Origin of the sequence: Geodermatophilus sp. CPCC 206100, assembly GCF_048569675.1 — a bacterium.
GTDB lineage: Bacteria > Actinomycetota > Actinomycetes > Mycobacteriales > Geodermatophilaceae > Geodermatophilus.
In genome coordinates, this window is record NZ_JAQISV010000034.1 from 22845 (window position 1) to 43944 (window position 21100).

Consider the following 21100-nt stretch of genomic DNA (forward strand, 5'->3'; position numbering starts at 1 on the left):
GCAGCTCGAACGTTGTCCCGTACAACGCACGAGCGGTCGCGGACGGCGACCGCGACGGTCCGGCTGGAGGCTTGCTGTGGCGAGGGATCGGCAGCGCGGCGCAGGGCGCGCCGGGTGAGTCTCGGCTTCGGCACGGTCGCGCGCGTCGGGCACCTGTACCCGTCGGGCGGGCTGTGCGACTACGAGCTGCAGCTCATGGCCCCGGACGGCGTCCAGTTCGTGACCACGCGGCTGCCCTTCGCCCGCACGGGCCTGGCCGACGACCGGCGACTGCTGGCCGACCTCGAGGACCACGCGCGCCTGGTGGCGGACGCCGACGTGGCGCTCGTCGCGGTCAACTGCACCGCGGCGACCATGCTCACCGGCCCGGACGTCATCCGCCGGCGCGTCCGCGAGGCGACCGGGTTGCCGTCCACGACGACGATCGAGGCCGTCCTCGCCGCCCTCCGCGCCGCCGGCATCCGGCGTCCGGCGCTGATCACCCCCTATCCCGACGACGTCGTCGCCGCCGAGACCGCCTTCCTGGCCGCGCAGGGCGTGGACGTCGCCCGGCACGCCGGCATCCCGTGCCGCACCCCGGTGGAGCAGGCCGGCATCGAGCCGTCCGCCTGGCTGGAGATCGCCCGGTCGCTGGCCGGCCGGGACACGCCGCCCGTCGACGGCGTCCTGCTCAGCTGCGCGGGCGTCCGCGTGGCGCCGGTGATCGATCCGATCGAGCGGGAGCTCGGCGTGCCCGTCGTGGCCAGCAACCAGGCGCTGCTCTGGCAGGTGCTGCGCACGCTCGGGGTGCCGGCGCGGCCCCGGTCCCACGGCCGGCTGCTCGCCGGGGACTTCGACGACGCCGACCCGGCTCTCCCCATCCCAGCCACCAGGAGGCTCCAGTGGACGACGCGGTAGCGGATCTCGACGCGGTGGCGCAGGCCGCGCTCGTGCGCTCGGGTGAGGTCTCCCCGCGCGAGCTGGTGGAGGAGTCCATCCGGCGCATCGAGCGGCTCAACCCCGTCCTGAACGCGGTCATCCACGAGCGGTTCGAGCAGGCGTGCGCCGAGGCGTCCTCGGCCGACCTGCCCGCGGGGCCCTTCCGGGGCGTGCCGATCCTGCTCAAGGACCTCGGTGCCGCCATGGCCGGCGAGCCGGCCCACTCGGGCAACCGGCTGCTCCGGGAGCTCGGCGCCCGGGCTCCCGAGGACGCCGCGCTGGTCCGCGCCCTGCGGGCGGCCGGCTTCGTCGTGCTGGGCCGGACCAACGTGCCGGAGCTCGGCCTCGTGGCGACCACGGAGCCCGCCGCCTACGGAGCCACGCCCAACCCGTGGGACCTGACGCGGTCCCCGGGCGGGTCCTCCGGCGGCGCCGCCGCCGCGGTGGCCTCCGGGATGGTCGCCATCGCCCAGGGCACTGACGGCGGGGGCTCGATCCGGATGCCGTCCTCGCACTGCGGGCTGTTCGGCCTCAAGCCGAGCCGGGGCCGGGTGAGCCCCGCCCCCGAACCGGAGTTCATGGAGGGCCACAACGCCTACGGCTTCCTCACCCGCACGGTGCGCGACAGCGCGCTGGCCCTCGACGTCGCCGCCGGTCCGCAGCCCGGTGACGCCGTGACGCCCCCGGCACCCGGGGCGCCGTTCGCGAGCTTCGTGGACGTCGACCCGCCCGCGCTCCGCATCGGGGTCCTGGCCCCCGCCGAGGTCAACGGCCACCCGGTCGACCCGGAGGTGGTCGCGGCGGTCGAGCAGGCGGCCCGGCTGCTGGAGTCGCTGGGCCACCACGTCGACGAGGGGTACCCGGAGGCGATGGTCGACCCCGCCTACCTCGACCGCTGGGTCGACCTGCTCAGCCCCAGCGTGGCCTCCGCGTTCGGCGACCTCGAGCGGCAGGCCGGCCGGCCGCTGACCGACGCCGACGCGGAGCCGATGGCCTGGTGGTGGAACGAGCGCGGCCGTCGGCTCAGCGCGGTCGACCACGTCGAGAACCAGGCGTGGCGGGACGACTTCCGTCGGCGGATGGCGGCCTGGTGGCACGCCGGCCACGACATCCTGCTGTCCCCGGTCCTCCCCATGCCCCCGACCCCGCTGGGCTGGTTCGACGGCGAGGAGGGGATCCGCCGCTCGGTGGAGGTCCTGCGGTTCACCCCGCAGTTCAACACCACGGGGCAACCGGCCGCGTCGCTCCCGCTCGGCACCACTCGCGACGGCCTGCCGATCGGCGTGCAGATCGCCGCCGCCTCCGGGCGGGAGGACCTGCTGATCCAGCTGGCGGGGCAGGTGGAACGCGCGGCGCCGTGGCGCGACCGGCGGCCGGGCCTGGTGGCGAGGAGTGCCGGGTGACGGGCTCCCCGGTGACCCCGGTGCACCGCTCCGCGACGGCTCCGGCGCAGCCGCGGGAGGCGCCGGTCCTCCAGCTGCGTGGGATCAGCAAGAGCTTCGGCGCGACCCGGGCCCTGGACGGCGTGGACTTCGAGGTCCGTGCCGGTGAGGTGCACGCGCTGCTGGGGCAGAACGGCTCCGGCAAGTCGACGCTGATGAAGGTGGCCTACGGCGAGGTCCCGCCCGACCAGGGCGAGGTCCTCCTGGACGGCGCCGCGGCCGCCTTCCGCAGCCCGCACGACGCCCGGTCCGCCGGCGTGGCGATGGTCGCCCAGGAGATCCCCGCCGCCCTGGAGCTGTCGGTCGCCGAGAACGTCCTCCTGGGCGCGCTGCCGCGCCGCGGTCCGTGGGTGAACTGGGCGGAGGTGCACCGGCGGGCGGCCGACGTCCTCGCCCAGGTGGGGTCGCACGTCGACCCCCGGGCGGAGCTCGGGCGGCTGGCGCCGCACGATCGCCAGACCGTGGCGATCGCCCGGGCGCTGGCCCAGGGGTCGCGGCTGCTGATCCTGGACGAGCCGACCAGCTCCCTGTCGGTGCGCGAGGTGGACCGGCTGTTCGCGCTGCTGCGCCAGCTGGCGTCGCGGGGCGTGGCGATGGTGCTCATCACCCAGCGGCTGCAGGAGATCGCCGCCATCGCCGACCGCGTCACGGTGCTCCGGGACGGCCGGAAGGTCGCCGAGCGGGACCGCGCCACCGGCCTCGGCGGCGTGGAGGAGCTGGTCACCGGCCAGGCGCTGGCCGCGCTGCGCAGCGCCGGCGGGTGGACCGGCGGCCGTCCGCTGCTGGCCGTCCGCGGCCTGCGCGACGGGCACGCGCTGGACGGCGTCGACCTCACGGTGGGCGCCGGGGAGATCGTGGGGGTCTCCGGCCTGGTCGGCTGCGGGCGCACGGAGCTGCTGCGCGCCCTGTTCGGCGCGCACGACCGCCCGCACTCGGGGGAGATCGCCGTCGACGGCCGGCGCGTGGACAAGCTCACGCCCCGGACGGCCATCCGGCACGGGATCGCGATGGTCACCGCCGACCGGCGGCGCGAGGGGCTGCTGCTGGACCGCAGCGTCCACGACAACCTCATGATGGTGCGCCGGCGGCAGTCGTCGCTGCGGCCGCTGCCGTTCCGCGCCGAGCGCAGCCAGGTCGCCGACCTCATCCGGGACCTGCGGATCCGGACACCCACGCCGCTGGCGGCCGTCGGGACGCTGTCGGGCGGCAACCAGCAGAAGGTCGTGCTCGGCAAGTGGCTGGCGCTGCGCCCGTCGTTCCTCATCCTCGACGAGCCCACCCGCGGCGTCGACGTCGCGGCCAAGGCCGACTTCTACCGCGTGGTCACCCGGCTGGCCGCCGAGGGCGTCGGGGTGCTCGTCAGCTCGGTCGACGACTCGGAGCTGCTCGAGGTCTGTCACCGGATCGTCGTGCTGCGGCGCGGCCGGATCGTGGCCGACGTCCCGGCGTCCTCGACCTCGGAAGGCGCCCTGCTGCTCGCCGCCTCAGGAATGGAAGACCCCTCATGACCGAACCGTCCACCACGGCCGCCTCGCCGATGAGCCTGCAGCAGGACGTCACCGACGCCGGGGCCCCGGCCGGGAGCCGTCGCCCCCGCCGGGCGTTCCGGCTGCCGCCCTACTCCGGGCCGCTGGTCGCCCTGGTCCTCATGTGCGTCGTGCTGTCGCTCTTCCGGCCGTTCTTCTTCTCCACGGCCAACATCACCAACGTCCTCGTGACGAACGCCCCGCTCATGATCGTGGCGATCGGCATGACGATCGCGATGATCAGCGGCGGCTTCGACCTCTCCGTGGGCGCCACCCTGGCCGCCACGGGGATCACCCTGCACCTGGCCCTGACCAGCGGCCTGCCCGGGCCCGTCGCCATCCTGGTGGCCCTCCTCACCGGGGTCGCCCTCGGGGCGCTGGTCAACGGCCCGCTGATCGCCGGCCTGAAGCTGAACTTCTTCGTCGTCACCCTCGGCACGATGACCACCCTCACCGGGGTGGTCTACGTGGTGTCGGGGGGCCAGACCAAGACCATCGACTCGGACGCCGTGTTCACGATGGGCAACGGCGAGCTGTTCGGGATCCCGGTGCCGATCGTGGTCATCGTGCTGGCGTTCGCCGCCAGCTGGCTGCTGCTCAACCTCACCCCGCTGGGCCGCAACATCTACGCGGTGGGCGGCAGCCGCGAGGCCGCCCGCCTCAGCGGGATCCGGGTCGCCGCCATCACGATCACCGTGTACGCGGTGTGCGGGCTGCTGGCGTCGGTCGCCGGGGTGGTGCAGGCCGGGCTGCTCACGGCGGCCTCGCCCACGGTGGGGACCACGATCGCGCTCACCGCCGGCGCCGCCGTGCTGCTGGGCGGCACCAGCTTCAGCGGCGGCTCGGGCACCGTCACCGGGACCGTCGTCGGCGTCCTGGTCATCGCCGTCCTGCAGAACGGGCTGGGCCTGTTCGGCGTGGCCAGCTACTGGCAGGACGTGCTCACCGGGTTCGTCCTGATCGTCGCGGTCGCCCTCGACCAGTTCCACCGTGTCGCCCGGCGACGGGCGAAGGCCCCCGTCATCGCCACCTCCTGACCGCCCCACCCCCCGGACCCTGGAGACCCCCATGCGCTCGACGTCCCGCACCAGCCTGCTCGCCGGCCTCGCGGCCGGATCGCTCGTCCTCGCCGCGTGCTCGTCGGGGGGCGACGCCTCCGCGACGGGGGGCGGCGGGGACGGGGGCGACTGCGAGTGGAACATCGGCTACGCCGAGCCCGCCGCCGCCCAGGAGATCGACGCGGTCCTGGACGAGGCGCTGATCGCGGCGGGGGAGCAGGCCGGCGTCTGCGTCACGGTCCTCGATGCGGCACTGGACGTGAACAAGCAGCTGCAGGACGTCAACCAGTTCATCGCGCAGGGGATGGACGCGATCATCGTGTTCCCGCTCTCGCCGAGCTCGCTGAACGCGGCGCTGGAGCGGGCCCAGGGGCAGGGCATCAAGGTGATCGGCAGCTCGGCCGTGGTCACCGACGAGCAGCCGACCGGCGACTTCGGCCCGTACGACGCGCTGTTCGAGCAGAACTCGGCCGTGGGCGGGGCGAAGCTGCTGTCCGACTACGTCAACCAGGCGGTGCCCGCCGGGGGGAACGCGCTGGGGGTCGGCATCGGCGTCCCGGTCCCGTCCCTGCAGTTCATGCTCGAGAACTACCAGGCCGGCGTCACCACCGGCGGCGGGTCGCTGAACTGGCTGGCCACCGTGGAGAACCCCACCGACGACATCGCCGGCGCGCAGCAGGTCGTCAGCGAGGCGACGACCCGCTTCCAGGGCGCCCGGATCGACGCGGTGCTGGCCTACAACACCTCGAGCGCCGTGGGCGCCCGCCAGGCGCTGCGCGGCACGCCGTCCCAGGACGCGGTCATCGTCGGGCAGAACGGCGACCAGATCGGCGTCGACGCGATCAACAACGGCCAGATGGACGCCATGACCGACCTCGTCCCGTGGCGGCAGGGCCTCGAGCTGATCGACCTGGTCCAGCGGGTCCTCCAGGAGGAGGACCACCCGACGCTGACCTTCGGGCGGGTCGAGCTGTACACGGCGGACAACATCGCCGACCGCCGGGACTGGGACGAGGCCGTGGAGGCGATCCGCAGCGGCGAGCTGACCTGCGAGAACGCCGGCTGCATCTCGCCGGAGGACGCGACCCGGCCGTTCTGAGACCCGGCTCCGGACGTGGGGGACGACGTGGGCGACGACGAGCTCGCGACGCTGGACGCGCTCGCCTCGGCCGACCTGGTCCGCAGCGGCGAGCTCAGCGCCGCGGACCTGGTCGGTGCGGCCATCGACCGCATCGAACGGCTCGACCCCGGCATCAACGCGGTCGTCCACCGCCGCTTCGAGGCCGCCCTGGAGGAGGCGGCGGGCGACCTCTCCGGCCCGTTCGCGGGGGTCCCGATGCTCCTCAAGGGGCTCGGCGCCCCGGTGCGGGGCGAGCCCGACCATCAGGGCAACCCGACGCTGCAGCGGCTGGGCGCCGCCCACGCGCACGACTCGTCCGTGGTGCGGCGCCTGCGCCGGGCGGGCTTCGTCCTCCTCGGGCGCACCAACGTGCCCGAGTTCGGGCTGGTCTCGGACACCCAGAACGCGGTGCACGGCATCACCCGCAACCCCTGGAACCCGGCGCACACCCCGTCGGGCTCCTCCGGGGGCTCGGCGGCCGCGGTCGCGGCCGGCATGGTCCCGGTCGCCCACGGCACCGACGGCGGCGGCTCCATCCGGATGCCGGCCTCCGCCTGCGGCCTGGTCGGGCTCAAGCCCAGCCGAGGGCGGATCAGCGACGGCCCGGGGGAGGCGGACCCGCTGTTCGGCCACACGACGAACGGCGTCCTCACCCGGACCGTCCGGGACACGGCCGCCCTGCTCGACGTCCTCGCCGGCGCCGAGCCCGGGGACCCCGTGGTCGCGCCGGCGGGCGGAGCCCCGTTCCTCGACGCCGCCCGGCCCGGAGCGGCCCGCCTGCGCATCGGCGTGGTCGACCGCTCGACGAGCTCCCGGTGGGCCACCGACCCGCGGGTCTCGGCGGCCGTGCGCGACGTCGCCGCCGTCCTGTCCGACGCCGGGCACCGGGTGGTGGAGTCCTGGCCGCGCGACCTGTTCGACGAGCAGTACTGGTCGCACTGGTTCGACGCGCTCAGCCCGGCCGTGGGGCTCGCCGTCGAGGAGACGACGGGCCGCGCCGCGGCAGCCGGCGTCGAACCGCGGTCCGACGCGGTCACCGACCTGTGGGCCGGCCGCGGCCGGCAGATCGACGCGATGACGCACACCCGCGCCCTGCTCTGGCTCGACGGCTTCCGCCGGCGGATGGCGGGCTGGTGGTCGGCGGAGGGGTATGACGTGCTGCTCAGCCCGGTCCAGCTCGGCCCTCCGGCGGAGGTGTCGTCCTTCTGGTCCTACCCCGGGGGGATCCGCGACTCGGTGGACGTCCTGCAGTTCACGCCCCAGTTCAACAGCACCGGCGCGCCGGCGGTCTCCGTGCCGGCAGCCTGGACCGACGACGACCTGCCGATCGGCGTGCAGCTCGCCGGGCGCTACGGCGAGGAGGCCACCCTGCTCCGGCTGGCCGCGGAGATCGAGCAGCTGCGCCCGTGGGCCGGCCGTCGTCCCCCGGTGCACCGTGCCCGGTAGGGACGGCGGGGTGCCCGCGGACCTCGTCGACGTCTCCGCCCCGTCCGCCGGACAGCTGCTGGCGCGGCTGCGGGCGGGCGAGACCAGTGCGCGCGCGCTCGCCGAGCACCACCTGCGCCGGATCGAGGAGGTCGACGGCGTCCTGAACGCGGTGGTGACCGTGGACCCGGACGACGTCCTGCGCCAGGCCGACGCCGCCGACGTCCGCCTGCGCGACGGGGAGCCGGGGGCCCTGCTCGGCCTCCCCGTGACCGTCAAGGACAGCATCGACGTCCGCGGGGTGCGCACCACCGGGGGGTCCTGGGCCCGCCGCCGCCACGTCCCGGAGGAGGACGCGACGGCGGTGGCGCGGATCCGCGCCGCGGGCGCCGTCGTGCTCGGCAAGACCAACGTCCCCGAGCTGTGCGCCGCCTACGAGACCGACAACGCCGTGTTCGGGCGGACCAACAACCCCCACGACGTGGCGCGCACCAGCGGCGGCTCGAGCGGGGGCGAGGCCGCGGCGGTGGCGGCCGGCCTCTCGCCCCTGGGCCTGGGCTCGGACGGGGGAGGGTCGATCCGGGTGCCGGCGCACTACTGCGGCGTCCTCGGGCTGCGGCCCACCCCCGGGCGGGTCCCCGAGACCGGGCAGTGGCCGCCGTCGCGGGCCAGCGGCTACGGAGACATGGTGTGCCTCGGGCCGCTGGCGCGCAGCACCGCGGACCTGGCGCTGCTGCTGCAGGTCGTCTCCGGGCCGGACCTGGTGGACCCGTACGCGGTCCCCGTCCCCCTGCGCGACTGGCGGGCCGTCGAGGTCGCCGCGCTGCGGGTCGCGGTGTACTGGGAGGACGGGGTCGCGGAGCCGACCGCCGGCACCGTGGCGGCGGTCCGGGAGGCGGCGGAGCGGCTGCGCGCCGCGGGGGCCGAGGTGACGGTGGTGCGGCCGCCCGACACGAGGGAGGCCACCGAGCTCTTCTTCGCCGCGACCGGAGCGTCCGGGGGAGCCGACCTGCTGGCGCTGGTCGAGGGCTGCGACGGGCGGCACGCGCCCCAGTTCGCGCGGTTCCTGGACCTGATGACGGTGACCCGGCCGACGTCGGCGGAGTGGTTCGACGTCCTCCAGCGGATCCTGGACTTCCGGTCCCGCCTCCGCCGCTGGACGAGCGGCTACGACGTCGTCCTGACGCCCGTCGTCGCCGGACCCGCGCCGGCGCACGGGCGGCCGCCGGGCGCGGTCGCCGACGAGGACTACTTCCGGTTCCGGGGGTTCAACTTCACGCACACCTGCTCGCTCGCCGGGCTCCCCGCGGCCGCCGTGCCGGTCGGTGTGGAGGACGGCCTGCCGGTCGGGGTCCAGGTCGTCGCCAACCCCTGGCGCGAGGACGTCGCCCTCGCCGTCACCGGGCACCTGGAGGCGGCGGACCGGGGGAGGTGAGCGCCCGGGCCGCCGTCAGGCCCCCTTGCTGGTGTCCAGCGTGCGGGACAGGCCCAGCGCGGCGGTCCGCACGGCGGGGCCCAGGCGTTCGGGCCGGAACCGCTCGATCGGCACGGAGACGGACAGCGCGGCGACCGTCTGGCCCCCGACGAGCACCGGCGCGGCGACGCACGCGCCGCCCAGCGTGGCCTCCTCGCGCTCGACGGCCACGCCGGTCCGGCGGATGGACTCGAGCTCCCGCAGGAGCTGCGCGGGGTCGACGATCGACCGGGGCGTCCAGCGGCGCAGCGGGCGGGTGAGCAGGTCGTCGAGCATGGCCGGCGTCTCGTGCGCCAGCAGCGCCTTGCCGACGGCGGTGCAGTTCAGCGGTGCCCGGCCGCCCGTGCGGGAGGGGAGCGGCAGGGAGGCGTGCCCGTGCAGTTTCTCGGCGTAGACGATGTCGTGGCCGTCCCGCACCGCCAGGTGCACGGTCTCCTGCGTCACGGCGTAGAGGTCCTGCATGAACGGCAGCGCGGCGGCGCGCAGCCGGTGCTTGACGGGCACCGACTCGCCGAGCTCGAAGATCGCCATACCCAGCTCGTAGCGCTGCCCGACGCGGGCGACCCAGCCGAGCTCGTGCAGGTCGAGGATCAACCGGTGCACGGTGGACTTCGCGAGCCCGGTGCGTTCGCTGAGCTGGTTGAGCGACAGCGCGCTGCCCGGCGTGAAGGCGCCGAGGAGCAGGGCGGTCTTCTCCAGCATCGAGGTCGTGTCCCGTGTCACGGGACACATCCTTGTCCATCCGCACCGACGGCGGGCTTGATGTCTGCGTGCGCTTCACCGCCGATCCCCTCGTCGGGGTCGGTATGGGGCCGGCGTCCCGGAGCTCGACCGGCCGGGGCCCGCGCCCACGGGGCCTACCGGCAAGGACGCCGGCTCTGTGACACGGCGGCCGGCTGACCCCGGCCGGGTGTAGCCCGTTCCGAACGTCCCTGGAGAGGATGTCATGAACGTTTCGAGGAGAGCCCTGACGTTCGGGGCAGTGGCCGCGGTGACCGCCGGCTCGCTGGCCGCCTGCGGTGAGGGCACGACCGACAGCGGCGGAGGCGCGGGCGCCAGCTCCCCGCTGGTCCGCATCGGCGTCGGCGTGGACTCGGCCTACACCCCGTTCTTCCTCGCCGACGCCGAGGGGATGTTCGAGGAGGCCGGGCTCAACGTGGAGCTCGTGCAGTTCGCCGTCGGCGGCGAGGCGGTCGACGCCCTGAGCACCGACGCGGTGAACCTGGCCGGCACCTCGGAGGTGACGGCCATCGGCCGCCTGCCCCAGAACGAGGACCTGCGGGCCATGCTCGTCTACCAGCAGTCCGGCGACTACCTCAAGGTCGTGCTCCGCGAGGGCCTGGCCGACGTGTCGGAGGCCAAGCGCTTCGGGTTCGTCCCGGGCCTCTCCGAGCTCTCGGCGCTCAAGCTGCTGGAGTCCGAGGACATCGACCCGGCCTCCGTCGAGATGATCAGCGTCGGGCCGCCCGAGGCCGGGCCGCTGATGCAGCGCGGCGACATCGACGCCTTCGTGATGTGGGAGCCGTGGCCGGCCAACGCGGCGGAGCAGGGCGCCCAGATCGTCATGACCACCGGTGACTACGGCTGGTCCTACGTCCACTGGCTGCTGGGCAACCAGAGCTGGATCGACGAGAACGAGGACACCGCCCAGTCCCTCGCCGACGTCCTCGCCGAGGCCGCCGAGCGCACCGAGGAGGACCCGCAGACCGCCGCCGAGGCGACCGAGGCGGCGACCAGCGTGCCCGTCGAGGAGACGCTGACCGCCATCGACGAGATCGACTTCGCGGTGCGCGGGATCCCGGCCGAGGACCTGCCGGGTCTGGAGTCGGTGGCCCAGTTCTACGTCGACACGGGCAAGGCGGAGAGCGCCCCCGACGTCGAGAGCGCGGTGCTCCTCGACTGGTACAGCGGGAAGGGCGAATGACTACCGTGACGCACATGGCGCCGCCGGCCTCCTCCACCACCACGTCGGAGAACGCCGTCGGAGTGACCCTGGAGGACGTGGGCATCTCGTTCGGCTCGTTCCACGCCGTCTCCGGTGCCAGCGTGGACATCCGGCCCGGTGAGTTCCTCTGCATCCTGGGCCCGAGCGGCTGCGGGAAGTCCACCCTGCTCTCGGCCATCGCCGGGTTCGTCCCGGTCAGCGCGGGGCGGATCTCCGGCCCGGGTGCGCCGGTCAACGGCCGCAACCAGCACGCCGGGGTGGTGTTCCAGAGCACCGAGGTGCTCTTCGAGTGGCTGACGGTGCGGCAGAACGTCGCGTTCGGCCCCAAGTCCCGCGGCCTGTCGCGGGCCGAGCAGCGCCGCATCGCCGACCAGTACATCGCGATGGTGGGCCTGTCCCACTCGGCCGACAAGCTGCCCGGCCAGCTCTCCGGGGGCATGCGGCAGCGGGTCCAGCTGGCCCGGGTGCTGGCCAACGAGCCGCAGCTGGTGCTCATGGACGAGCCGTTCGGCGCGCTCGACGCGCAGACCCGCGAGGTCATGCAGGGCGAGCTGGACCGCATCTGGCGGCAGAACGCCTGCACCGTCGTGTTCGTCACCCACGACATCGACGAGGCGCTGCTGCTCGCCGACCGGGTCCTGGTGATGACCGCCGGTCCCGCGGCCGGCGTCAAGCAGATCCACGAGGTGCACCTGCCCCGGCCCCGCAACCGCACGTCGCCGGAGTTCCTCGCGCTCTACGAACGGCTGCGCGAGGACATCGGCGCCGAGGTGAACAAGTCCCTGCGCGACCAGGGCCTGGACGACGGGACGAACTCGTGAGCGTCATCGAGGCGCCCGGCCGCACCACCGTCTTCGGCCGCGGCGGGCAGGGCCGGGGGGCGGCCGCCGTCCTCCTGCGGTACGCGTTGTCGCTCGGGGTCGGGCTGCTGATCTGGCAGCTGCTGGCGGTGAGCTACGGGCCGAGCCTGGTCGCCTCACCGTTGCAGACCCTCGACTCGGCCGTCGACCTCGCCAAGGACGGCCGGCTGTTCGACTCGGTGATCGCGTCCAGCCGCCGGATCCTGATCGGCTGGGGCCTCGGCGTCGTCATCGGTGCCCCGCTGGGGCTGCTGATGGGCCGGGTGAAGATCATCCGCCAGCTGATGGACCCCTACATCGAGTTCTTCCGGTTCATCCCGCCGATCGCGTTCGTCACCCTGGCGATCGTCTGGCTGGGGCTCGGCGAGGCCTCGAAGGTCGTCCTGATCTTCTACACCTCGGTCTTCATCGTCACCATCAGCACGATCGCGGGTGTGCTGGCCATCCCCGAGGACAAGCTCCGCGCGGCGGGCAGCCTGGGGGCCAACCGGCGGCAGGTCCTCAAGTGGGTCGTCCTGCCGGCCAGCGTCCCCTCGATCGTCACCGGTGCCCGCCTGGCCATGGGCAACAGCTTCCTGACGATCGTGTCGGCCGAGATCGTCGCGGCCAACGTGGGGCTCGGGGCGCTGATCTGGCAGTCGCGCAACTTCGGCCGGATCGACTGGGTGTTCGTCGGCATCATCACGCTGGGAATCCTCGGGTTCCTCTTCGACCGGGTCCTGCGGATCGTCGCGTCCCGGGTGCTGGCGAGGTACTCCGTCAAGTTGTGACCGGCCGGTGGCCGCCGTCGGGGAGACCTGGCGGTGGCCGCCCGCCGCGGTCCCGGACGGGAACCGTCCGGGGCACACACCGCCGGTCGCCCGGCGTCCCCCGCACCCCACTCCGAGGAGGAGGCACCTGCCGTGCGCACGTCCCGTCGATCGGCCCTCGCCGCAGCGGCCGTCCTCGCCCTGGTCTCCCTCGCTGCCTGCGGGGAGGGCACGACGGACGACGCCGGCGGTGGCGGCGGCGCCGGCCCGGTCATCCGGATCGCCACCGGCGTCGACGCCTCGTACGCGCCGGTGTACCTGGCGGCGCAGGAGGGCATCTTCGCCGACCACGGCGTGAACGTGGAGTACGTGACCACCGAGGGCGGCCCGGCCGCCGGCCAGACGGTGATCGCCGGGGCGGCGGAGGTCGCCACGCTGTCGGACGCGACGACGACCAGCCTGATGGCCACGGCCCCGGACCTGCGCGCCTTCGCGGTGTTCGAGCAGTCCGACCAGTACATCAAGGTGGTGCTGCGGGACGGGATCGAGTCGCCCGCCGACATCCGCACCATGAGCAACGTGCCGGGGCTGATGCGGCTGGCCAGCTTCCGGTACCTGGAAAACGAGGGCATCGACCCCGCGGGCATCGAGTTCATCGACGTCGCGCCCCCGGACATCCCGACCCTGCTGCAGCGCGGCGACATCGACGCCACGGTCATCTTCGAGCCGTGGGCCGCGCGGTCCGACGCGGCCGGCGGCCGGGTCGTCGCCGACATCGGCGACTTCGGGGTCAGCTACTCGCAGTGGCTGCTGGCCGACGCGGGCTGGCTGTCGGAGAACGAGGAGGCCGCGGCCGACATCGCCGCGGCCATCGCCGAGGCCGACGAGCGGGTGCAGGAGGACCCCCAGGCCGCTGCCGAGGCCATGGAGCAGGCCGTGCAGATCCCGGTCGACCAGGCGCTGGAGATCCTCCCGCAGATCGACTTCGCCGTGCGCGACCTCACCGCCGAGGACGTCGAGGCGGCGCGGCGGACGGCGGAGTTCTTCGTGGAGCAGGGCAGCCTGGCGTCCGTGCCGGACCTGGACGAGCAGCTGCTCGTCGGGTGGTACGGCGAGCACACCGACTGACCGCGGCGACCCCGCGCCCCGGCCGGACCGCGGTGCAGCCGCGGTCAGGCCGCGGGCGTCGCCGTCAGCGCGCCGAGGACGGCGGCCGCGCGCGGGACGCCGAGGTGCCAGGGGAGCTCGACGGCCACCTCGTCGAACCCGAGGGCGGCGGCCTCCTCGACCCGCCGCGGCAGGTCGGGCAGCGCGCCCTCCGGGCAGGCCAGTTTCAGGACCGCCCGCGGGGTCCCGGCCCGCCCGGCGGCCGCCCAGCCGGCCCGCAGGGTGGACATCCCGCTCCCCAGGGACGCGGCGTCCCAGGTGTCGACCGCGGCCAGCGCCAGCCAGCCGTCGCCGAGGGTCGCGGCGCGGCGCAGCGCGGCCGGGGACGTCCCGCCGACGAGCAGCGGCGGCCCCTCGGGCCGGGTGGGGCGGGGGCGCAGCCCGAGGCCGGCCGGGACCTGGACCTCGGTTCCTTCGAACCCGCTGGTCCGGCCCTGCCAGGAGTCGCGGAGCACGGTCAGCATCTCGTCGAACCGTCGGCCCCGGGTCGCGAAGCGGTAGCCGAGCGCCGCCATCTCGACGTCGTTCCAGCCGGCGCCCACGCCCAGCTGCAGACGCCCGCCGGTCAGCCGGTCGAGGGTGACGACCTCCTTGGCCGTCTGCAGGACGTTCCGCTGCGGCAGCACCAGGACGGCGGTTCCCACCGTGCAGTCCGACCGGACCGCCCCGGCCAGGTGCGCGCACGTCGTCAGCGCCTCGAGGTAGTCGCGGTCGGCGTCCCAGGCCAGCCGGCCGTCGGGGCTGTACGGGTAGTTGTCGACCGTCTGCCGCGGCAGGACCAGGTGGTCGCCCACCCACAGCCCGGCCGCGCCGGCGTCGGCGGCGGCCTGGCCCATCGCCACGACGCCGAGCTGCAGGGGGAGCGGCCCGCTCGTGGGGAGCACGGCGCCGATCCTCACCGCCGGTCCCGTGCCGCGTCGCCCGCGGCGAGGCGGTGCCTGGTGCCGATCACGGGGCGCGGATCCCTCCTCGGGTGCGGACGACCGCGACGACGCTACGAGGCCGCAGCCAGCGGGGGGAACCACGCCGGTCCGCCCAGCGGACCCCGGTGTTCCCCGTCCTTGCGCTCCAGTCCTTACGCTGTATCGTACAACGTACGAGTGAAGGAGGGGTCGGCATGAACGAGCCGGACGGGGTCGTCGAGGCCGAGGTCGTCGCGCTGCAGCAGGAGGCGGCCGGCGTCCTGTCGGTCGTCCTCGCCGATCCGGAGCGGCGGTTGCTGCCGGCCTGGACACCGGGTGCGCACATCGACCTCGGGCTGCCCGACCAGGTGCGCCAGTACTCCCTGTGCGGGGACCCCGCGGACCGGCGGTCCTATCGGATCGCCGTCCTCCGCGAGGACCGGTCCGGCGGCGGCTCGCGGTACGTGCACGAGACGCTGCGCCCCGGCGAGCTGGTCGAGGTCGGCGGGCCGCGCAACCACTTCGCGCTGGCGGCGGCCGACGAGTACGTGTTCGTGGCGGGCGGCATCGGCATCACCCCGCTGCTGCCGATGATCGCGGCGGCGGAGCGCGCCGGGCGCCCGTGGCGGCTCACGTACGGCGGCCGGCAGCGGCGGTCGATGGCCTTCCTCGACGAGCTGTCGGCGTACGGGGACCGCGTGGCGCTGGAGCCGGCCGACGAGCGGGGGCTCATCGACCTCCCGGCCGCCGTCGGCCCCCCGCGCCCGGGCGTCGCCGTCTACTGCTGCGGCCCGGAGCCGCTGCTGGCGGCGGTGACCGCGCACTGCGCCGACTGGCCGCCCGGCGCGCTGCACGTCGAGCGGTTCCAGGCCCGGCCGCGCGACGAGGTCGACCCCGCCGACGAGCGGGCGTTCGAGGTGGTCCTGCGCCGGTCCGGGCTCCGGGTCCCGGTCCCCGCCGACCGCAGCGTGCTCGACGCCGTGGACGGGGCCGGCGTCCCGGTCGCCAACGCCTGCCGTGACGGCGTGTGCGGGAGCTGCGAGACCCCGGTGCTCGGCGGCGTCCCGGACCACCGCGACTCGGTGCTCCCGGCCGACGCCGCCGGCTCGATGCTGATCTGCGTGTCCCGCGCCCGGACCGACGAGCTGGTGCTCGACCTCTGACCGGCCCTCCTCGCGGCCGGATCGGGAAGGAGCCCCTCGTGTCGCAGCAGCTGCCCACCGTCGCCCTCGTTCCCGCGGGCGGCACCATCGGCGCCCGCGGGCGCGACCGGCTGGACCTGGCGTTCTACGGCGAGCTGGACCGGCAGCACGCGGTGGAGGAGCTCCTCGGGCTCATCCCGGAGGTGGGGCAGGTGGCGCGGGTGCGGCCGGTGCCGTTCACCGGCGCGCCCAGCCACGGACTCCAGGTGGACGACGTCGTGCGGCTCGGCCGGCTGGTCGCGGACCTCGTCGCCGACCCCGCGGTGGACGGCGTCGTGGTCACCCACGGCACGAACACCCTGGAGGAGACCGCCTTCGTCCTCGCCCTGGTGCTGTCGTCGGCCACGCCGGTGGTGGTCACCGGCTCGATGCGGCCCGCGTCGGGGCTCAGCTCGGACTCGCCGCTGAACCTGCTCAACGCCATCCGCCTGGCCGCGGCGCCGGTCGCCGCCGGCCGCGGTGTGCTCGTGCTCCTCGACGACACCGTCCACGCCGCCCGGGACGTCACCAAGGCGTCCACCGCCCGGCTCAACGCCTTCCGGGGCGGCGAGCTCGGCCCGCTCGGTTTCGTCGAGCCGGACGGGGCGATCGTGTTCTCCCACCGCCGCGAGCCGTGGCCGGCGGAGGGTGCGTTCCCCGTCGGCGGGCTGGGGGAGCTGCCCCGGGTCGACGTCGTCGTGTCCTACCTGGGGGCGGACGGCGCGCTCATCGACGCGAGCGTGCGGGCCGGTGCCGCCGGCATCGTCAGTGCCGGCACGGGGGCGGGCTTCCCGACGCCGGCCGAGCAGGCGGCCCTCGAGGCCGCGGCGGACGGCGGGGTGGTGGTGTGCCAGGCCAGCCGCACGGGCTCCGGCCGGGTGAGCGTCCGCCCCACGTCGGTGGCGCGCGGCATCGTCTCGGCGGGGAACCTGCCCCCGGTGAAGGCCCGGCTGCTGCTGCTCCTCGCGCTCACCCGCACCCGCGATCCGCACCGGGTCGCCGAGTTCTTCCTCGACGCCTGACCTCCGGGCGCGGGGCGTCCCGTGGGACGGGACCCCCCGTTGTCCGGCCGATCTGCACCGTACATCGTACGACCACGCGTTCTCGGACGGAGACGACATGACGGCCCACCCGCAGCACCCGACCGCCCCCGCGCCTGCCGAGGCACCACGGCGGGCGCCGCGCGCCCGCCCGCGCCCGACGTCCGGCCGCGCGACCGAGCCGACCACGCCGGTCGTGCCGGGACCGCCGGTGCAGGCCGGCGCGGACTGGTCGGCCTGGACGACGTACGACGCGGCGGTCGTCGGCTTCCGCAACTACTGGTACCCGACCGTGTGGACGAGCGAGGTCGGCGACAAGCCGGTGCCCGTCACCGTCTGCGGCGAGCGGATCGTCCTCATCCGGGACGGCGCCGTGGTCCGCGGCCTGCACGACCGCTGCCCGCACCGCGGGGTGCCGCTGTCCCTCGGTCGCCGGCAGTTCCCCGGCACGATCAGCTGCCCCTACCACGGGTGGACCTACGACCTCACCGACGGACGGCTCTGCGCGGTCCTCACCGACGGGCCGGACTCCCCGATCTGCGGCCGCGTCTCGGTGGCCACCTATCCGGTGGAGGAGCGGTTCGGCCTGCTGTGGATCTACATCGGCGACGTGCCCGAGGGCGAGGCGCCGCCGCCGGTCGAGCGGGACATCCCCGACGAGCTCAACGACAACGCGTTCGTGCTCGGGGGCCGCAACGACGTCCGCAGGGGCAACTGGCGGTTCGCCGCCGAGAACGGCTTCGACGAGGGGCACGCGAAGTACCTGCACAACACGGCGCTGTGGCGGCTGTTCAAGGTCATGCCGGCCTGGAACAAGACCCGGATCGTGGAGCGGGACGGGTGGCTGGTCCGCGTCCAGGACGAGATCCACTGGGAGGCGCACTACCCGGGGTACGGCACCTGGACCAACAAGCGGTGGTGGAAGCGGCGGCCCCTGCCCGACCGGCCCGGCAAGGGCAGGCGGATCAACCCCGTCATCGCCGGGCTGGACATCCCCGGCTTCGTCTCCATCCGGCTGCCCGGGCTGCTGCGCGTGGCCTATCCCGAGTTCATCCACTACGAGTGGTACGTGCCGGTCGACGCCGACTCCGTCCGGTACGTGCAGCTCATGGTGCGGTTCGAGGAGGGCCTCAGGGCCCAGGTGTTCAAGCTCAAGTACCTCGCGGCCATCCGCTGGCTCTTCCACGGCCAGTTCACCGCCCAGGACGCCTGGATGGTCGACGTCATGGACGCCCCGCCGGAGAAGCTGTACCGCCCCGACCTCTCGCTGACGGCCTTCCGCCGCCACGTCGAGCGCAGCGACCTCGTCGTCCAGCCCGCCGAGCGGCGTCGCGGTCACTGACCGCGCGTCCCACCCACCCTCCGAGGGGAGCTCCCGTGAAGAACGTCGTCGTCCTCGCCGCGCTGGCCGGGGCCGCGGCCCTGCCCGCCGTGCGACGGACCCTGGCCGGCTGGCTGGCCCGGGCCGGGCGCGGCACCAACGTCCGCGTCGTCCCCGAGCCGGCCCGGCGCCGATGAGGCGGGCCTACGCCGACACCCGGTTCGGCCAGGTCCACCACGTCGAGCACGGCGCCGGGGCGCCCGTGCTGCTGCTGCACCAGACGCCGCGCTCCTGGGACGAGTACCGCGACGTGCTGCCCCTGCTCGGCCGCACCCGGCGGGCGATCGCGATGGACACGCTGGGCTTCGGCGCCTCGGCCGCGCCGGAGGAGGCGTGGACCATCGAGCTGTTCGCCGAGGGCGTGCTCGAACTGTGCGCGGACCTCGGGCTGACCTCGGTCGACCTGGTCGGCCACCACACCGGCGGGGTCGTGGCCCTGGAGGTGGCGGCCGCGCAGCCGTCGCTGGTCCGGTCGCTCGTGCTGTCGGGGGTGCCCTTCGTCGACGCCGACCGGCGCCGGCGCGTCGCGGCCCGCCCGCCGATCGACGAGGTGGACGCCCCCCGGGACGGCGCCCACCTCGCGGCCCTGTGGCGCGCGCGGCTGCCCTACTACCCGGCCGACCGGCCCGACCTCCTCGACCGCCTCGTCCGGGACGCCCTGGTCGCGGGCGAGCGCGTCGAGGAGGGACACCGTGCGGTCAACGCCTACCGCATGGAGGAGCGCATCGGCCGGGTGACCGCGCCCGCGCTCGTCGTCTGCGGCGAGTTCGACGAGTTCTCCCGGCCGGACGTGCCGCGGCTGACGGCGGCGCTGCCCGACGTCGAGGCGACCCCGCTCGAGGGGGTCGGCGTGGCGGCCGTGGACGCCGACCCGGTCCAGTTCGCCGCGGTCGTCGAGGCCTTCCTGGGCCGGATCGACCGCCGGTCCGGGAACGGGGCGCCTGCTGCCGCCCGCGCCGCCGCCCACCCCGAGGCCGGCCCGGCCGGCGTCCCCACCACGAGAACGGAGACCGAGCAGTGACCTCCTCGACCGACCGGACCGAGACCCCCCTCGACGCGGCGCCCGGTGCCGCGGCGCCCCGGCTGCGCGTCGGTATCCGGATCCCCCCGTGCCGGCCGGTGGGGGAGCTGGTGGAGGTGGTCCAGCAGGCCGAGGCGCTGGGCTACGACCAGGTGTGGCTGCCCGACTCGCAGCTGCTCTGGCGCGACGTCTACGCGGTCGCCGCCGCCGCGGCCGCCGGCACGCGGCGGATCGGCGTCGGCACCGCGGTGACCAACGTGGTGACCCGCCATCCCGCGGTGGTCGCCTCCGCGGCGCGCACGGTGGCCGAGGTGGCCCCCGGGCGGTTCACCCTGGGGCTGGGCGTCGGCAACAGCTCCGTGCAGCCGGTCGGGCTGCGGCCGTCGACCGGTGCCGAGATGCGCGAGCGGGTCGGGGTCATCCGGGCCCTCCTCGACGGGGAGGAGGTGGACTTCCTCGGCGTCCGCTCCCGGCTGCGGGACCCGGCGCCCGTGCCGCTGCACATGGCCGCCAGCGGCCCGAAGAACCTGCGCCTGGCCGGGGAGATCGCCGACGGCGTGATCCTCCTGTCCGGGGTGGCGCCGGACAACCTGGCGGCCAGCTCGGCCCGGGTCCAGGAGGGGGCGGCGGCCGCCGGGAAGGCCGGCCGGGTGTCGATGACGGTGTCGGCGTTCTGCCGGGTGACCGACGACGTCCCCGCGGCGGCGCGCGAGCTCAAGCCCATCTGCGCGGGGATCGCGCAGAACGGGGGCGGCCCGTTCCTCGCGCTGGCCGGGGTGCACGTCGACGTCCCCCAGCACGTGCCCGGGGTGTACCCGGACCTGGTGCACGCCGAGGACTGGGAGCTCGCCGTCCGCGCCTGCGACCGGTACGTCTCGGACGAGGCGGTCACCGCCTTCGCGCGGCAGTTCTGCCTCTACGGCACCCCCGAGGAGATCGCCGCCCGGCTGGCGGCCGTCGCCCAGGTGGGGGCCACGGCGGTCTTCCTGCAGCACGTGGGCTCCTACACGCTGCCGGACGAGCTGCTGAGCACGTTCGCCCGTGAGGTGAGCCCGCGGCTGTCGGCCGCCCCGGCCCGCTGACACCGGCGGACCGGGGCCGGTCCGGGCGCCCCACTAGCCTCGACGGCGGACGTGCCGGACGGGGCTCGACCGCACCGCACCCGATCGAGCAGGAGGAGGCACCGTGGCTCAGGACCGTGCCCGCGGCGTCGACGCGCGGGCCAGTGCGCTGTCGCCGGAGGTGATCCTGGAGGCGGCGCTGCGGATCTCCGACGCCGAGAACGACCTGTCGGGGCTGACCGTCCGGCGGCTGGCCGCGGAGCTCGGTGTGGGCACCATGACGCTCTACAGTTACTTCCGCGGCAAGGAGGAGCTGCTCGACTCGATGGCCGACCACGTCCTCGGCCGGCTCGAGCTGCCCGAACCCGAGCCGGAGGAGGACCCGGCCACCGCGCTGCGCGTCGTGTCCCGCGTCTTCCTGGACCTCATGCGCTCCCACCCGTCGGTGGTCCGGCTGTTCGCCACGCGGGTCACCACCAGCCCGGTGGCCCGGCGCGGGGCCATGGAGGCGGTCCTGGAACGGCTGGTCTCGGCGGGGATCCCCGGGCCGCTGGCCGTCCGCTGCTACGGCTTCCTCATCACCTACGCGATCGGGTTCGCCAGCTACCAGGCCCCCCGGCCCTGGGGCCGCCCCGGCGGGGAGGGGGAGGAGCTGCGGCGCCAGCAGCGGCACTTCTACGCCGCCATGCCGGCCGACGACTTCCCCCGGCTGGTGGAGCTCTCCGATCGGCTGGTGGAGCTGCCCAGCGACGAGCAGTACGCCTTCGGCGTGGAGGCGTTCATCGGCTCCGTCCTCCGCGACCTGTCCGCCGCGCGCTGACCGCCCGCAC

20 protein-coding genes are annotated in these 21100 nt (G+C 75.0%); 18 read left to right on the forward strand and 2 right to left on the reverse strand.

The window, feature by feature from the left end; genetic code table 11:
• Positions 1-114: 114 nt before the first annotated feature.
• Genes PGN05_RS16370 through PGN05_RS16400 form a run of 7 tightly spaced genes read left to right on the forward strand, consistent with a single transcriptional unit; the run spans position 115 to position 8924 of the window.
• Positions 115-897: an aspartate/glutamate racemase family protein gene (locus PGN05_RS16370; RefSeq protein WP_419753619.1), complete on the forward strand. Its 783-nt coding sequence runs from the start codon at positions 115-117 to the stop codon at positions 895-897.
• The gene (locus PGN05_RS16375; RefSeq protein ID WP_419753620.1) at positions 882-2321 is read left to right on the forward strand and encodes an amidase; all 1440 of its coding nucleotides are present in this window, start codon (positions 882-884) and stop codon (positions 2319-2321) included. The genes PGN05_RS16370 and PGN05_RS16375 overlap by 16 nt, the downstream gene beginning before the upstream one ends.
• Complete coding sequence (locus tag PGN05_RS16380) at positions 2318-3868, forward strand: sugar ABC transporter ATP-binding protein (RefSeq protein ID WP_419753621.1); 1551 nt, start codon at positions 2318-2320, stop codon at positions 3866-3868. The genes PGN05_RS16375 and PGN05_RS16380 overlap by 4 nt, the downstream gene beginning before the upstream one ends.
• Positions 3865-4923, forward strand: a complete 1059-nt coding sequence (locus PGN05_RS16385) for an ABC transporter permease (protein WP_419753622.1) — start codon at positions 3865-3867, stop codon at positions 4921-4923. Before PGN05_RS16380 ends, PGN05_RS16385 begins: the two co-directional genes overlap by 4 nt.
• A 31-nt stretch (positions 4924-4954) precedes the next feature.
• Positions 4955-6043 carry a sugar ABC transporter substrate-binding protein gene (locus tag PGN05_RS16390; RefSeq protein ID WP_419753623.1) on the forward strand — a complete coding sequence of 363 codons (1089 nt, stop codon included), beginning with the start codon at positions 4955-4957 and terminating at the stop codon, positions 6041-6043.
• Between the two features lie 15 nt (positions 6044-6058).
• Complete coding sequence (locus PGN05_RS16395) at positions 6059-7510, forward strand: amidase (protein ID WP_419753624.1); 1452 nt, start codon at positions 6059-6061, stop codon at positions 7508-7510.
• 10 nt (positions 7511-7520) lie between these two features.
• Positions 7521-8924: an amidase gene (locus tag PGN05_RS16400; protein ID WP_419753625.1), complete on the forward strand. Its 1404-nt coding sequence runs from the start codon at positions 7521-7523 to the stop codon at positions 8922-8924.
• Positions 8925-8939: 15 nt separating this feature from the next.
• Here the strand turns inward: PGN05_RS16400 and PGN05_RS16405 are convergent, their stop codons facing one another.
• Positions 8940-9686, reverse strand: a complete 747-nt coding sequence (locus PGN05_RS16405) for an IclR family transcriptional regulator (RefSeq protein ID WP_419753626.1) — start codon at positions 9684-9686, stop codon at positions 8940-8942.
• 259 nt (positions 9687-9945) lie between these two features.
• On the opposite strand from PGN05_RS16405, the gene PGN05_RS16410 reads away from it, so the two are divergent.
• The 4 genes from PGN05_RS16410 (at position 9946) to PGN05_RS16425 (ending at position 13645) form a co-directional block, all read left to right on the forward strand.
• The gene (locus PGN05_RS16410; protein ID WP_419753627.1) at positions 9946-10887 is read left to right on the forward strand and encodes an ABC transporter substrate-binding protein; all 942 of its coding nucleotides are present in this window, start codon (positions 9946-9948) and stop codon (positions 10885-10887) included.
• A gap of 14 nt (positions 10888-10901) precedes the next feature.
• Entirely contained in the window at positions 10902-11729 is an 828-nt protein-coding gene (locus PGN05_RS16415; RefSeq protein WP_419753628.1) for an ABC transporter ATP-binding protein, read from the forward strand.
• On the forward strand, positions 11726-12538 hold the full coding sequence (locus PGN05_RS16420; protein WP_419753629.1) for an ABC transporter permease: 813 nt from the start codon (positions 11726-11728) through the stop codon (positions 12536-12538). Before PGN05_RS16415 ends, PGN05_RS16420 begins: the two co-directional genes overlap by 4 nt.
• Positions 12539-12670: 132 nt before the next feature.
• Entirely contained in the window at positions 12671-13645 is a 975-nt protein-coding gene (locus PGN05_RS16425) for an ABC transporter substrate-binding protein (RefSeq protein WP_419753630.1), read from the forward strand.
• A gap of 44 nt (positions 13646-13689) precedes the next feature.
• Here the strand turns inward: PGN05_RS16425 and PGN05_RS16430 are convergent, their stop codons facing one another.
• Entirely contained in the window at positions 13690-14568 is an 879-nt protein-coding gene (locus tag PGN05_RS16430) for a TIGR03619 family F420-dependent LLM class oxidoreductase (RefSeq protein ID WP_419753631.1), read from the reverse strand.
• A 233-nt stretch (positions 14569-14801) separates the two neighbouring features.
• Between PGN05_RS16430 and PGN05_RS16435 the strand changes: the two genes are divergently transcribed.
• The 7 genes from PGN05_RS16435 (at position 14802) to PGN05_RS16465 (ending at position 21090) form a co-directional block, all read left to right on the forward strand.
• On the forward strand, positions 14802-15749 hold the full coding sequence (locus PGN05_RS16435; protein ID WP_419753632.1) for a PDR/VanB family oxidoreductase: 948 nt from the start codon (positions 14802-14804) through the stop codon (positions 15747-15749).
• Between the two features lie 38 nt (positions 15750-15787).
• Complete coding sequence (locus PGN05_RS16440; protein WP_419753633.1) at positions 15788-16789, forward strand: asparaginase; 1002 nt, start codon at positions 15788-15790, stop codon at positions 16787-16789.
• A 97-nt stretch (positions 16790-16886) separates the two neighbouring features.
• Positions 16887-18149 (forward strand): Rieske 2Fe-2S domain-containing protein, encoded by a 1263-nt coding sequence (locus PGN05_RS16445; protein ID WP_419753634.1) that lies wholly within the window; start codon positions 16887-16889, stop codon positions 18147-18149.
• Positions 18150-18184: 35 nt separating this feature from the next.
• Positions 18185-18325: a hypothetical protein gene (locus PGN05_RS16450; RefSeq protein WP_419753635.1), complete on the forward strand. Its 141-nt coding sequence runs from the start codon at positions 18185-18187 to the stop codon at positions 18323-18325.
• A complete protein-coding gene (locus PGN05_RS16455) occupies positions 18322-19209 on the forward strand; it encodes an alpha/beta fold hydrolase (RefSeq protein ID WP_419753636.1) in 888 nt (295 codons plus the stop codon). Before PGN05_RS16450 ends, PGN05_RS16455 begins: the two co-directional genes overlap by 4 nt.
• Positions 19206-20291: an LLM class flavin-dependent oxidoreductase gene (locus PGN05_RS16460; RefSeq protein ID WP_419753637.1), complete on the forward strand. Its 1086-nt coding sequence runs from the start codon at positions 19206-19208 to the stop codon at positions 20289-20291. Before PGN05_RS16455 ends, PGN05_RS16460 begins: the two co-directional genes overlap by 4 nt.
• A gap of 103 nt (positions 20292-20394) precedes the next feature.
• Entirely contained in the window at positions 20395-21090 is a 696-nt protein-coding gene (locus PGN05_RS16465; protein WP_419753638.1) for a TetR/AcrR family transcriptional regulator, read from the forward strand.
• Positions 21091-21100 lie beyond the last annotated feature (10 nt).